Origin of the sequence: Chitiniphilus purpureus (genome assembly GCF_025642115.1) — a bacterium.
GTDB classification, from domain to species: domain Bacteria; phylum Pseudomonadota; class Gammaproteobacteria; order Burkholderiales; family Chitinibacteraceae; genus Chitiniphilus; species Chitiniphilus purpureus.
Map to the genome: position 1 here is coordinate 2,392,073 of NZ_CP106753.1, position 13,061 is coordinate 2,405,133.

General features: G+C 67.3%; 10 protein-coding genes and 1 riboswitch. Of the genes, 4 read left to right on the forward strand and 6 right to left on the reverse strand.

The features are described 5' to 3' along the window. On the forward strand, nucleotides 1-1,035 hold the full coding sequence (locus tag N8I74_RS11240) for an ABC transporter ATP-binding protein (protein WP_263123180.1): 1,035 nt from the start codon (nucleotides 1-3) through the stop codon (nucleotides 1,033-1,035). A 71-nt stretch (nucleotides 1,036-1,106) separates the two neighbouring features. On the opposite strand, the gene N8I74_RS11245 is transcribed toward N8I74_RS11240, so the two are convergent. Continuing rightward, on the reverse strand, nucleotides 1,107-3,137 hold the full coding sequence (locus tag N8I74_RS11245) for a M3 family metallopeptidase (protein WP_263123181.1): 2,031 nt from the start codon (nucleotides 3,135-3,137) through the stop codon (nucleotides 1,107-1,109). Between the two features lie 159 nt (nucleotides 3,138-3,296). On the opposite strand from N8I74_RS11245, the gene N8I74_RS11250 reads away from it, so the two are divergent. Continuing rightward, a complete protein-coding gene (locus tag N8I74_RS11250) occupies nucleotides 3,297-3,830 on the forward strand; it encodes a gamma carbonic anhydrase family protein (protein WP_263123182.1) in 534 nt (177 codons plus the stop codon). Between the two features lie 100 nt (nucleotides 3,831-3,930). On the opposite strand, the gene N8I74_RS11255 is transcribed toward N8I74_RS11250, so the two are convergent. The 4 genes from N8I74_RS11255 to N8I74_RS11270 form a co-directional block, all read right to left on the reverse strand. After that, a complete protein-coding gene (locus N8I74_RS11255; protein WP_263123183.1) occupies nucleotides 3,931-4,278 on the reverse strand; it encodes a BspC domain-containing protein in 348 nt (115 codons plus the stop codon). A gap of 222 nt (nucleotides 4,279-4,500) precedes the next feature. Continuing rightward, nucleotides 4,501-4,665: a hypothetical protein gene (locus tag N8I74_RS11260; protein WP_263123184.1), complete on the reverse strand. Its 165-nt coding sequence runs from the start codon at nucleotides 4,663-4,665 to the stop codon at nucleotides 4,501-4,503. Nucleotides 4,666-4,713: 48 nt separating this feature from the next. After that, complete coding sequence (locus tag N8I74_RS11265) at nucleotides 4,714-6,333, reverse strand: methyl-accepting chemotaxis protein (protein WP_263123185.1); 1,620 nt, start codon at nucleotides 6,331-6,333, stop codon at nucleotides 4,714-4,716. Nucleotides 6,334-6,781: 448 nt separating this feature from the next. Then, on the reverse strand, nucleotides 6,782-7,510 hold the full coding sequence (locus N8I74_RS11270; RefSeq protein ID WP_263123186.1) for a pseudouridine synthase: 729 nt from the start codon (nucleotides 7,508-7,510) through the stop codon (nucleotides 6,782-6,784). Between the two features lie 119 nt (nucleotides 7,511-7,629). Here N8I74_RS11270 and N8I74_RS11275 point away from each other — a divergent pair, with 119 nt between their 5' ends. After that, on the forward strand, nucleotides 7,630-7,965 hold the full coding sequence (locus tag N8I74_RS11275) for a hypothetical protein (protein ID WP_263123187.1): 336 nt from the start codon (nucleotides 7,630-7,632) through the stop codon (nucleotides 7,963-7,965). A gap of 409 nt (nucleotides 7,966-8,374) precedes the next feature. Here the strand turns inward: N8I74_RS11275 and N8I74_RS11280 are convergent, their stop codons facing one another. Beyond that, the gene (locus tag N8I74_RS11280) at nucleotides 8,375-10,696 is read right to left on the reverse strand and encodes a hypothetical protein (RefSeq protein WP_263123188.1); all 2,322 of its coding nucleotides are present in this window, start codon (nucleotides 10,694-10,696) and stop codon (nucleotides 8,375-8,377) included. Between the two features lie 157 nt (nucleotides 10,697-10,853). Continuing rightward, nucleotides 10,854-11,061: riboswitch (cobalamin riboswitch) on the forward strand. Between the two features lie 141 nt (nucleotides 11,062-11,202). Here N8I74_RS11280 and N8I74_RS11285 point away from each other — a divergent pair. Further along, a complete protein-coding gene (locus N8I74_RS11285) occupies nucleotides 11,203-13,044 on the forward strand; it encodes a TonB-dependent receptor domain-containing protein (RefSeq protein WP_263123189.1) in 1,842 nt (613 codons plus the stop codon). The last annotated feature ends 17 nt before the right edge of the window (nucleotides 13,045-13,061 follow it).

Genomic DNA, 13,061 nt, shown 5'->3' on the forward strand with positions numbered 1-13,061 from the left:
ATGCTGCAGGTACAGGACATCACCGTACGTTATGGCGCAAGGACCGTGGTCGAGCGCCTGTCGTTCTCGCTGGCACAGGGCGAGATCGGCTGCCTGCTGGGCGCATCGGGTTGCGGCAAGACCACGGTGCTGCGCACCATCGCCGGTTTCGAGGCGCTGCAGGCCGGCAGCATCGTCCTGGATGGGCGCATGGTGGCCGATGCCGACGCCGCCGTGCCGCCCGAGGCGCGCCAGATCGGCATGGTGTTCCAGGACTACGCACTGTTCCCGCACCTGGACGTGGCCGGCAATGTGGCATTCGGGTTGCACCGGCTGGCGCGTGCCGCGCGCGCGGCACGGGTGGACGAGCTGCTTGTGCTGGTCGGCCTTGCCGGGCAAGGGCAGCGCTACCCGCACCAGTTGTCCGGCGGCCAGCAGCAGCGCGTGGCGCTGGCACGTGCGCTCGCGCCCAACCCGCGTCTGCTGCTGCTGGACGAGCCGTTCTCCAACCTGGATGTGGCGCTGCGCGAGCGATTGGCCCGGGATGTGCGCACCATCCTCAAGGCGGCCGGTACCACGGCCATTCTGGTCACCCACGACCAGCGCGAGGCGTTTGCCGTGGCCGATACCGTGGGGGTGATGGCAGATGGCCACATCCGGCAATGGGCAAGCCCGTATCGGCTCTACCATGAGCCGGCCGACCGCTTCGTCGCCGACTTCATCGGCGAAGGCGTCTTTCTGCCCGGACGTGTCGTCGGGCCGCAATGCATCGAGATCGAACTGGGCGAGATCTGCCGTACTGTGCCGCTGGCCTGCGGCGCCGGTCCGGTCGATGTGCTGATCCGGCCGGACGACATCCAGCACGACGATGCGAGCCCCGTCCGTGCCAGGGTGGTCGCCAAGGCATTCCGCGGCGCCGAATTCCTGTACACGCTGGCGCTGGTCTCCGGCGCGCGCGTGCTGTCGCTGGTGCCAAGCCATCACAACCATGCGGTGGGCGAGGATATCGGCATCCGTGCCGAGATCGATCATCTGATCGCCTTCGCGCGCAGCTGAGGCGCGCCTGGGCGATCAGGCGGGGCGCGTCAAACGCCCCGCCTCACTGCCGGACCCGGCTGCGTGCCCGCTCAGGCGAGGCCGTTGTGCCGCAGCAGCGCGTCGATCCGGGGCGGCCGGCCGCGGAAGGCGGCGAACGACTCGGCCGCGGGCCGGCTGCCGCCGACGGCCAGGATCTCGCGCCTGAAGCGCGCGCCGACTTCCGGATCGAGCACGTTGCCGCTTGGTCCGGCCGCCTCCTCGAATGCCGCATAGGCATCGGCTGACAGCACCTCGGCCCACTTGTAGCTGTAGTAGCCGGCCGCGTAGCCGCCGGCGAAGATGTGGGTGAAGCTCTGCGGGAAGCGGTTGTATGCCGGCGGCAGCGGAATGCCCAGTTCGTGCTGGATCTCCTCGGCCAGCGGTTGCACCGCCAGCGCCTCCACCTGACCATGCAGCGCCATGTCGAAGATCGAAAAGTAGAGCTGGCGCTGGAAACCCGAGCCGGACTGGAAGTTCTTGGCCGCCAGCATCTTGTCGAACAGCGCGCGTGGCAGCCGCTCGCCGGTCTGCACGTGATGGGTGAGCTGCGGCAACACCTGCCATTCCCAGCAGAAGTTCTCCATGAACTGGCTGGGCAGCTCCACCGCATCCCATTCCACGCTGGCGATGCCGCCCACCGCCGGCTCGTCGACCTCGGTGAGCAGATGGTGCAGTGCATGGCCGGTCTCGTGGAACAGCGTGATCACATCATCGTGTGGCAGGAGTGCCGGCCTGCCCTCGACGCCCTTGGCGAAGTTGCACACGATCAGCGCCACCGGCGTCTGCCGGCTGCCGTCGGCCAGCCGCCGCCGGCTGCGCACGTCGTTCATCCAGGCGCCGCCTTGCTTGCCCTCGCGCGCGTACAGATCCAGGTACAGCCCGCCCACCTCGCTGCCATCGGCATTCTCCAGCCGGTAAAAGCGCACGTCCGGATGCCATAGCGGTGCCTCTGCGGCGACAAAGTGCAGGTTGTAGAGCCGCTCCACCAGCCCGAACAGGCCGGACAGCACGGTCGGCTCGGTGAAGTACTGCTTCACCTCCTGCTCGGAGAAGGCGTACTGCTCCTCGCGGATGCGCTCGGACACAAAGGCCACGTCCCATGCCTGCAACTGGTCGTAGCCGAGCTGCTCCTGGGCATAGCGCTCCATCTGCGCCCGGTCGGCGAGCATATGCGGCTTGGCCCGCGTTGCCAGATCGCGCAGGAAACCGAGCACTTCGTCCGGGCTGTCGGCCATCTTGGTGGCGAGCGATTTCTGGCTGTAGCTGGTGAATCCCAGCAGCCGCGACGCTTCCTGGCGCAGGGCATGGATCTCGCCGATCAGCGTGGTGTTGTCCCATTGCGCCGCCCCGAATTCCGAGGCCCGCGTCACATAGGCATGGTACAGCGCCTCGCGCAGCGCACGGTTTTCGGCGAACTGCATCACCGGCAGATAGCTTGGCATCTTCAACGTGATCTTCCAGCCCGGCTGGCCGTCCACCTCGGCTGCCGCGCGGGCAGCGGCAAGCCAATCCTCGGGCAGCCCCTGCAGTTCGGCGGCGTCGGTGACATGGCGCGACCAGGCATCGGTGGCGTCGAGCACGTTCTGCGCGAAACGGGTGGTCAATTCCGAAAGACGCTCCTCGATCTCTTTGAAGCGCTCCTTCTGCTCGGGCGGCAGCTCGGCCCCGGACAGTTTGAAGTCACGCAGTGCGTGTTCGACGATCGCCTTGCGCGGCTGCGGGTAGTCGGCATAGCCAGGGCTGGCGGCAAGCGCCTTCCAACCGGCGTAGAGCTGCTCGTTCTGGCCCAGCTCGGTGAAGAAGTTGGAGATGCGCGGAATGTTGGCGTTGTACACCTCGCGCAGCTCGGGTGTGTTGACCACCGATTCCAGGTGCGCCACCGCGCCCCAGGCGCGTCCGAGCCGCTCCATCACGTCTTCGAGCGGGGTGACGAAGGTGTCCCACTGCGGCGGCGCGGTCTCGGCAATCTTGATCGCCGCTTCGGTGTCCTGCAGCAACGCGTCCAGGGCCGGCGTCACATGTTCGGGGCGGATCGCGTCGTAGCGGGGCAGGCCGCTGAAGTCGAGCAGGGGATTGGTCATGGGCAGCAACTCCGGATGGACGGGAAGGGAAATGGCAACGGTCAAAAGATGCGCCCGGGCGCGGCAAGTTCAAGGGCCGTCGCCCGCACGGCGTCGCGCGCGGGCCTGTGTCGCCGGCCGGGGCGCTACAATCGCGGTTTTGAAGACAAGGGAGACGCCATGGCGCTGCAGGCATTCAACGGCATCGTGCCGCAACTGGCAACGGGAGCCTGGGTGCACGATGGGGGATGGGTGATCGGCGAGGTGGCGCTGGGCGAGAATGTCTCGGTCTGGCCCGGCGCGGTGCTGCGTGGCGATGTCAACCATATCCGGATCGGGCGCGATTCCAACGTGCAGGACTGCAGCGTGCTGCATGTGACGCACAAGCGGCCGGAGGACCCGCAGGGCGCGCCGTTGATCGTTGGCGAACGCGTCACCATCGGGCATGGCGTGATGCTGCACGGCTGCACCATCGGCAACGAAGTGCTGGTCGGCATGGGCTCCATCGTGCTGGACCGCGCCGTGGTCGAAGACCGGGTGGTGATCGGCGCCGGCTCGCTGGTGCCGCCGGGCAAGGTGCTGCGCTCGGGTTACCTGTATCTGGGCCGGCCGGCCAAGGAGATACGCCCGCTCACCGACGAGGAACTGGCGCATTTCAGCTATTCGGCCGCGCACTATGTGCGGCTGATGAGCGGCTACCGCGACGTACGCTGAAGCGCTGGCGTCCAACCTGCCCACACGGCGGGGCGCGGTGGCTGATCCGATCCGGCTCGGAAACGACCCGCTGCACTTGTGGCGCCCGGTCGGCATGGCCCTAGCCACGCCGCTTCTCGATTTCCCAGGTGACGAGCGTGTCGCCCTGGTAACCGCATTTGAGCCACACCGGGAAGTCCTGGCCGTTGCGCCGCGCGTTGCCTTCGATACGGACCCGCAGCGAGACGGGCTTGGCGATGCGCGCCGAGAACGCGGCCTGTCCGCGTTCGACGCGTGCGGCGGCCAGCTGGGTTTCATTGGCCAGCAGTGCGCTGTATGCGGTGCGCTTGGGGACGCGTTCGAGCAGCCGTTCGTAGCAGTGCGCGACCGGCACCGGCACATCGCCCGCGGCATGGCCTGCCATCGGCCACCAGCTGGTCAGCAGGAGTAGCAAGGAGGCTGGACGCATTGAGTGGTGCCCTCGTGCTTGGTCATCCTGTCAGCATTGGCGATGGATGGCCTTGCTGCAAGCCGGGTCAACCCTCGGTTGCGTGGTGTGGGCGCGTGGCTGAAGCGGCGCGGACCAGCGCAGCCGCGCCAATCGAAAACCTGCATGGTGAAACGCGGCATGCCGTGGTCCGGCCGCGCATCGGCGCCGCCGGCCGGCAGGTCGCGGCAGCGGGCACAGCCTTCAGCCAGGCTTGCGCTGCCCCAGCAACTTGGCGATCAGGGGATTGGGCGTTTGCTTGTCCGCGTTGCTGCCCTGGCTGTAGCGGTCGGGTACGGCGGCGGTCTTGAGCCGGTTGTTGATCTTCAGACCGCGCTGTTTTTCGAGTTCCGTGCGCTTCATCGTCATGCTGGCTTGCTCCGAACGAAAACGGCATTCTACGCCGTGCCACTCCGATCAGCTGCCTTGAAAGCGAAAGCGCATCACCTGGGCGGTCAGTTGCTGCGTCAGCCCGCCCAGCGTCCCGGCACTGGCATTCATGGTGGCGACGGCGGCGGTGTTCTCCTCGGTGATCTGCGCCACCCGCTCCACCTGCTGGGCGATCAGCTGGGTGCCGGCCTTGTGCTCGCGCAGTGCATTGGCGATATTCGCGACCGCCTCCTCGCCGGCCTGCATGCTCTGGCTGATCTCGTCCATCGAGTCCCCGGCCCGGTGCGCAAGGTCGGCGCATTCGTGGCTGCGCGTCGCGGTCTCCTGCATGCTGCCGACCGCCTGCTCGCTGGTGGTGCCGATCTGCGCCACCATCTTCTGGATGTCCACGGTGGCGCTGGCGGTGCGTTCGGCGAGCTTGCGCACTTCATCGGCCACCACGGCGAAGCCGCGGCCCTGCTCGCCGGCGCGCGCGGCTTCGATGGCGGCATTGAGCGCCAGCAGGTTGGTCTGGTCCGCCACGTCCTTGATGACCGCCACCACCGAGGTGATGTGCTGGGCATCGCGGCCCAATGTCATCACCTTGCCGGAGGTCTCCCCGACGACCCGATCGATTTCCTTGATGCGCTCCATCGTCTCGCGGATCTGCAACGCGCCGTGCTCGGCCTTGGCGCGGCTGGTTTCACCCAGCGTATGCGCCTCCTTGGAGCTGTCGGCCACATGCGCGATGCTGACGGTGACTTCTTCCACCGCGGCCGCCATCGCATTGGTCGCCTCGGCACCGGTGCTGGAAGCCAATGCCACCTGCTGCGTGGTTTCAGCCAGCAGTTCCGCCTCGTGATTGACCGTGCGGATCGCCTGCGCCACCGACTGCACCAGCTGCTGGATGGCCGTGACCAGCGCGTTGTAGGCCTGTGCGATGCCGTCGATCTCGTCGTTGCCACCCACCGGGGCACGCAGCGTCAGATCGTTGCCGTCCCGGGCGCGCTGCAGGGTCTCGTTCAGCGCCGCGATCTTGCGGTTCATGCCGACGATCAGCCAGGTGGAGACACCCGCCGCGAGCAGCACGGCACAGATCAGGATGACGAGGGTCAGCGTACGTGCGCCTTCATATTCGCGCTGCGCCGCCTCGAAATTGCGGCCTGCCTCGCGCAGCTGCAGTTCGGTCAGCTTGGAGATGGCGCCGGATACCGGGTCGATCGCCTGATAGAGCTGGTTGCGCGCAAAAGCATCGACCCCGGATGCGTCCTGGGCGGCCAGCATCGTCTCCAGCTGGCTGACGGCCGAATCGGCGCGCTGCATGGCCGCCGTGGCCTGCTGCACCAGCCTGCTTTCCTCGTCGGTCAGACGGGTCGCGGTATAGGCGCGCCATTGTTCGGCAATGCGTGTCTTCGCTTGTGACACGGCCGCAGTCGCCTGGGCGAAATCCAGCGACTTGAAATTGGTCTTGTGCGTGGTGTCGACGATATTGACCGCGTACAGGTCCGCTACGGTCTTCAATTGATTGAGCGGCACCACGCGATCGTGGTAGGTGCTGGCGAAATGGGAATTGGTGCGGGCCATCCGTTGCAATCCCCCGATGCCCAGAATCAGCATCAGTGCGATCAGGCTGATGACCAGGGCGATCATCTTATTGCGTAGCGTCATTTTTCCCCTCGCGCAGAAGATTGGAGCAAGGCGGCCACTGCAGCGGGCCGCAGCCTTGTCGCCGGTTGAAGTCTAGGAGCAGCGCCCCGGGTTTGTCAGCATTTTTCTTGGCGCCAAGGCAGGGTCAAAGGGGCAGGCTTCGCCATTGGCATGCCATGCGCGGAGCAATGGCGGGTTGGATAACCACGGGGCCTGGCAGCCGGCGGACAATTGAGCAGCAAGGGGCCCCGCTCAGCGTAATTGCAATGCAATCGGCCGGTATCAGCGGATTGGCGATGGCCTGCATGTTCCGTGCATATCCACGCAAATGATTGCCCAATCAATTGCTTGCCAATCGATTATTCAAACGGGTATCGGATTGATCCGGCGGCATTGCGTCAGCTTCGAAAAGCCAGGGTGGTATGTGGCGGCGCCAGGCTGGTTCGCCCAGGATAGGGACCGGATTGTTTCACGCAGCGGCGCACCATCCCAACGCATGCTGGACGGCCGCGAAATCCGCTGCCGGTGGACAGTGGATCTGGACCGGCTCACCGGTTGCCGGATGGGCAAAGCCAAGCTGCGTGTGCACCAGCAGCAGGCGCGGCGTGCCGAAGGCGGCAGCGAACGCACGGTTGTGGCGGCCCTTGCCGTGGGTGGCGTCGCCGATGATCGGGTGGCTGATGTGCTTGAGGTGCCGCCGCAATTGGTGGTGCCGCCCGGTCAGCGGTTGCAGCGCGAGCAGGGCATAGCGGCTGGTGGGGTAGCGGTCGATGGCCCAGGGCAGCTCCACTGTCGCCAGGCGCCGATAGTGGGTCAGGGCCGCCTGCGGCGAGCTGCCGGACCGGTCTTCCCGCTGCCCGGCAAGTGCCGCTTCGCGCTGCAGCGGATGGTCGATCTGGCCGTGTAGCGACGGCCAGCCGCGCACGATCGCGAGGTATTCCTTGTGCACCTGACGGGTCTCGAACAGCGTATTCATGGCCTGGGCCACGTCGGGTGACAGCGCGAACGCCAGCGCGCCCGACGTGCCCTTGTCCAGCCGGTGCACCGGGTACACGCGCCGTCCCAGCTGATCGCGCACACACTGCAGCGCGAACCGGGTCTCGTGGTAGTCCAGCACGGTGCGGTGCACCAGGAGACCCGCCGGCTTGTGCACGACGACCAGGTGTTCGTCCAGATACAGGATGGGAAGCGCACTCATCGTGCGCATCATACCGGCTGTGGTCCCGCTCACACAGGCTGCGTCATCCATCCCGGACAATACCGCGTTGTGGCCGCAGGAGCTGATTTGAACGGCTACCGCACGAAAGGAGAAGCATCGTGATCGTTTACTGGATAAAGCGCCTGGTCATCGCACTGGTGGCCGTTGCCGGTCTGGGCCTGAGCGCCCCGGCGGCAGCCAAGGTCAATGTCGACATCCATCTGGGCTATCCGCCCCCGCCGTATGCCGAGCCAGCACCGCCGCCGCGCTACGGCTACCACTGGGCGCCCGGCCGCTGGGTCTATCACGGGCCGCGCCGTCACTGGCGTGAAGGTTACTGGGTGCCGCGCAGCGAGCGGCACTACCATCATCACCACTACCACCACTTCCGCCGCGATCCGCCGCGCTGGCATCGTCATGACCGCTGGCGCGGTCGGGATCGCGACGACGATTGAGTCACTGGCATGGCCACCCCATGCCGGCTTGCACCGGCGTAGCGGTTGGACAGCGGGCGCAGTATTGTCAGCAGGTCCTGCTGGCCCGGCCACCGCATCCCATGCCGCCGCAGCGCAGGGCGACGCAGGCAGTCTCGGCCCTGCCGTGAATGCAGGTCCTGGGTATCGGATGTGCGTTGCCTGACTGCGCCGCTGTTGGTCCAAGGCAGTGCCTGCCTGATCGCCATCTGTGTGATCAGGATCGGCGGGCAGCGTGGGCTTTGCGGTGTGCGACTGGGCAGTTGGTGTGGCTGGCGCAGAGCGTCATGTGCCCGATGCGGATGCAGAGGGCACCAAGGCGAAAGCGGGCGCAGCGCCAAGGTGCTTTCCGGCAGGCCGAGCGCGTTGCGGTTGTCCCGGCCTGCCGGCGTTAGATGACCGCATGGGCCGTTGCGCGGGCTGCTTCGGGGGCCGGGGCATAAGGGCAGGCACGCAATGCAAGGTGCAGCAGGGTGCCGGCGGCGGCGGTGAGGCCTGCCTCATGCAGCGTGGCCAGTTGTGCTGCGTTGGTGGCCACGCCGCAGTTGAGCGCATTGCGCTCGTCGAGGGCATGCGGTTGCATCCAGCCTGGATCGGTGGTGGCCTCGCCCAGCACCAGCGCGCGCTTTGCCAGCGCAAACGCCGGTGCGACGCGTTCCGGGGCAAGGTGGCCGGCATCGGCCACGATCAACAGATCGATGAAATTGGCCAGAGGCTGGGCGTCGGTCTGGTTCAGATAGCCGATGAAGCGCGCCGGCAGGGCTTCGGGTGTGGCGACGAAGCAAGGATGGAGCTTGGCCAGCCGCCGATAGTGGCGGCGTAGTTTTTCCGGGCCCCTGGTGTCCTTGAGCTGCGGCTGGTGGCGCAGTTGCGCCGCCAGTTCCTCCAGATAACGTGCTTCCCAATAGTGCAGCGCCAGCTGGAAAGCCGTATGACGTGCGCCGGTGTCGAGGGCGGCCTGCACCGCGTCGGCGCAGAGCGCCGCGCCGGGCGGCAGCAGGCGTTGCAGCGCATCGACCATGCTGCGCAGTTGCGCAAGCTTGGCCTGCAGCACGGCAGACTGGGTCTGTCCCTCCGCCTGGATGGCCTGGGCGGCGAGCAACTGCGCGTGCAGCGCCCCATGCAACGCATCGCGGTTGCCAGGGGTGGGTGGCAGCGACCCGTCCGGGTCGAGCTGCCGGCGTGCGGCGGCAATGAAGGCGGTATCACGCTGCTGCCGCCAACGGTCCAGCCCGACGGCGGCAAGGACTTTGTGCCACCACGGTTCCGTCGCAAGGTGATCGGCCCAATCCTGTTCGATGCGTTGCAATCGTATGGACCGTTCGCCGGCGGTGGCCGTCCGGGCAAGGCAAGATTCGAGTTCCTCGGCGCGCTGGGCGAGGTAGGCGGCGATGCGGGTGTCCGTCAGTGGCGCGTCGTCGAGCAGCCCGTTCAGGATACGCAGGGTCGCCATCGATTGCCGGATGGTCTCGGCCTCGTGTTGCAGCCGCGCCTGCAGGCGCTCGGCGACGGTGGCGACCTGATCGAAGCGTTCGCCCAGTGCGATCGAAGCCCTTGCCAGGAAATGCATGCGTGCCTGGGCCAGGCCCTCCGTCTCTTCATAGATCTGCGCCGCAAAGCGCGCCTTGCCCGCCACCCCGTGCAGCGCGCTCAGTGCCGGTGCGGCGGCTTCGTCATGCGCCACCAGCTGTAGCCCGAGGCTGCCGGGCTCGGCCAGCCAGCGCCCGGCGAATGGCTGCTCGGTCAGGCCGGTTTCGATTGCCAGCAGTGGCGCCAGCGCCGCGACCGTGTCGGCGGTCAGCACGATCACCGGTGGATGGGGGTGGTGCAGCGCGTGCTCCACCCACAGGTTGGCAATCGCGTTTTGCAGCAGCATGGCTTGATCGGCGCCGCCGCGGCACAGTCCCAGCACGTCGGTTTCGCCCGCCTGGCCGGCCAGATGATGCAGCAGGTCCATGCGCTGCGTCGGCGACAGTGGTGCACGTGCGCTGAACTGGCCCAGGTGGTGTTCGGACAACGCAAGACTCTGCGTCGTGCCCAGCGGTTCGCGCAATCCGGCTGGCTGCAGCAGCCTGGCCAGCAATGGCAGCGGCTGGTCCGGATCGGCGCGCAGCAGCGCCAGCAACTGCTGCTGATGGCAGGTGGCCGGCAGGGCGGTGCACAACTGCACGTAACCCTGCGGCAACAGGCGATGGCCAGCGAGCTCCAGATCATCCCAGGTGGCGTCGGCCACCGACACCAGCAGCCCTTCGGCCTGACGCAGGAGCGCCGCCCAGCTGCCGCGCGTGTCGCAGAAGCGCGCATAGGCTTCGGTTGCCAGATGCGTATTGTCCGGCTGCGTTTGCCTCAGCAGGCCGGACAGCGCCCGCGGCAGCACGCAGGGCAATGCCTGTTGCGGATCGTCGTGCAGCGTGCCGTCGGCGCCGAGCAGCGCATGCACCACCACCGGTGCGAGCCAGGCATCGCGCTGGCCGGCGTTGGCGCCGTCACGCAGGTAAAGGCGTGGGTAGACCAGCACCGGCCAGGGGGCCGGCGGAGCGGCCGGTGCCATCGCCTGCCGCAGTGCTGCCTGGGTGGTCTCATCCAATACGCCGCGCGCCAACTCGACCCAGCCCAGGCTGCAGCCGGCACCATGGGGCGTGGGCGTGACGCGCGCGCGGTCGGCCAGCGTTGCGGCGAGGTAATCCAGATAGGGCAGCAGGTCCAGCTTCATCGATCCATTCCGGTGTTGCGGTGGTGCGAGCGCACTATCGCATCGTCCTTGGTGCGATAGTCAGTCTTTTGCCGGGAACGGCACGGATAAGCTTACCAAAGGGCGGCGTGCGTGCGCCGGCAGCCGCTGCCGGTGGTCCGGCCGGGGCCTCTGGTATAGAATGCCGCCCCTGCGAGGTGCCCGACGCCCCGTGCCCTCATGGCACGGAAGACGGGTTAAACGGGAAACAGGTGCGAAACCTGTGCTGCCCCTGCAACGGTAAGCAAGCGCGGATGCGTCAGGAAAGCCACTGTTCCGGCCTGGAATGGGAAGGCGATGCGTCAAATCTTGCGAGCCCGGATACCGGCCTTGCCCGCTGCCGCATCGGCAGCAGCATGAACGCGCGGCAGGGTGGACGCGACGGGTGCGACCCGGCGCCGCCTTGCCTGCGCCGCAGGCTCTCCCGTGCTTTTCTCCTGCCGCTATCGAGCGCCGCCACACAGTGGGTGTGGCTTTTGGAGAAAACCATGTCTTACCGCCTGATTCCCATCCTGCCGCTGGCCTTGACCTCGCTGGCCGTACACGCCGACGCCGAGCCCCGGCTGCCTGACGTCGTGGTCACTGCCGCCCGGCTGCCGCAAGCCGAGCGGGAGGTGATCGGCGATGTGACGGTGATCGAGCGTCAGCAGATCGCCGCCTATCCGGGCGGGGCACTGCCCGATCTGCTGCAAAGCGTGGCCGGGGTGCAACTGGCCAGCAATGGCGGGCCGGGCAAGATCACCTCGCTGTTCGTCCGCGGCGCGGAATCTGCGCAGACGCTGGTGCTGATCGATGGCGTGCGCTATGGCTCTGCCACCGCTGGTGCCGCGGCGATCCAGTTCCTGCCGCTTGAGCAGATCGAGCGTGTCGAAATCCTGCGCGGGCCGGCCGCAAGCCTGTACGGTGCCGATGCCATCGGCGGCGTGGTGCAGATCTTCACCCGGCAGGGGCGGGCCGGGCTGCATCCGTCCGCCTCGGTCGGCATTGGCACCGAGGGGACCCGTACCGCCAGTGCCGGTCTCGCGGGCGGCAGCGAAGCCACCCGCGTCGCGCTGGGTGTGGCGCACAACCGCACCGATGGCGTCAGCGCGCTTGCTGCGCCCGCGAATGCGCCATTCAACGAGGATGAGGATGGCTACGAGAACAGCAGCGTCTCGCTCTCGTTCAATCATCGCTTCGACACGCGCCACGAACTGGGCGGCAGCGTGCTCGCCGCACGCGTCAAGAGCCAGTACGACAACGCCTATACCGCCAGCCGCTACGACTACCGCACCCAGGGCACCAACGGCGCCGCCACGCTGTGGAGCAGGAACCGGCTCGCCGCCGGCTGGCTCAGCACCGTGCAGGCCGGCATCAGCATGGACGACAGCGACAACTACGGCCCGCGTTCGGCCGTCGATCCCGGCGATGCGATCAGCCGTTTCAAGACCCAGCAGGAGCAGTTCTCGTGGCTGAATGCGCTCGATGCCGGGCCGGGCGTGTTGACCCTGGGCATCGAGACCCTGCGTCAGCGCATCACCAGCACCACGCCGTATGACATGACCCAGCGGCGCATCAACAGCGCGCAGGGCGGATATCTGGCGCAGCTGGGCGCCTTCAGCGCGCAGCTCAACGTGCGCAGCGACGACAACTCACAGTTCGGCCGCAGCAACAACGGCAGCCTGGGGTTGAGCTGGCGTTTCACCCCGGCCTGGCAATTGGGCGGCGCCTATGCCACCGGCTTTCGTGCCCCCACCTTCAACGAGCTGTATTACCCCGGCTTTGGCAACCCCCTGCTCAAACCGGAGCGCTCGCGCAATGCCGAGGCGTTCCTGCGCTACGCGGCAGACGGGTTGCAGGCGGGGGTGACCGCCTACCGCAACCGGGTGACCGATCTGTTGCAGTACAACGCCGCCACCTACAGTACCGACAACATCGGCAAGGCCACGCTGCGCGGCGTGACCGTGACTGCCGATTGGCGTGGCGACGGCTTGCTGGCCGGCGGCAGCCTGGATTGGCTGGACGCGCGCGACACCTCCGGCGGTCGCGCCGATGGCAAGCAGCTGGCCCGTCGCGCGCCTCGTGCGGCGTCGGCCTATGTCGGGATGCAGCAGGGCGCCTGGCAGGCGCGCGCCGAGGTGCAGGCGCAAGGCAAGCGCTATGACGACGCGGCCAACACGCTGCCGCTGGGCGGCTATGCGCTAGCCCACCTGAGCATGACATGGCAGGTGGCGCGTGACTGGCAGCTGCTGGCGCGCGTGAACAACCTGTTCGACAAGGAATACCAGCAGGCCAAGGGTTACGGCACGCTGGGCCGCAACGCGCTGGTCGAACTGCGTTGGCAGCAGTGAGCACGCTTGGTCTGCGG

Coding starts and splice junctions, on each gene's coding strand:
- N8I74_RS11240 (WP_263123180.1), top strand. CDS start 1: ATGCTGCAGGTACAGGACATCACCGTACGTTATGGCGCAAGGACCGTG.
- N8I74_RS11245 (WP_263123181.1), bottom strand. CDS start 3,137: ATGACCAATCCCCTGCTCGACTTCAGCGGCCTGCCCCGCTACGACGCG.
- N8I74_RS11250 (WP_263123182.1), top strand. CDS start 3,297: ATGGCGCTGCAGGCATTCAACGGCATCGTGCCGCAACTGGCAACGGGA.
- N8I74_RS11255 (WP_263123183.1), bottom strand. CDS start 4,278: ATGCGTCCAGCCTCCTTGCTACTCCTGCTGACCAGCTGGTGGCCGATG.
- N8I74_RS11260 (WP_263123184.1), bottom strand. CDS start 4,665: ATGACGATGAAGCGCACGGAACTCGAAAAACAGCGCGGTCTGAAGATC.
- N8I74_RS11265 (WP_263123185.1), bottom strand. CDS start 6,333: ATGACGCTACGCAATAAGATGATCGCCCTGGTCATCAGCCTGATCGCA.
- N8I74_RS11270 (WP_263123186.1), bottom strand. CDS start 7,510: ATGAGTGCGCTTCCCATCCTGTATCTGGACGAACACCTGGTCGTCGTG.
- N8I74_RS11280 (WP_263123188.1), bottom strand. CDS start 10,696: ATGAAGCTGGACCTGCTGCCCTATCTGGATTACCTCGCCGCAACGCTG.
- N8I74_RS11285 (WP_263123189.1), top strand. CDS start 11,203: ATGTCTTACCGCCTGATTCCCATCCTGCCGCTGGCCTTGACCTCGCTG.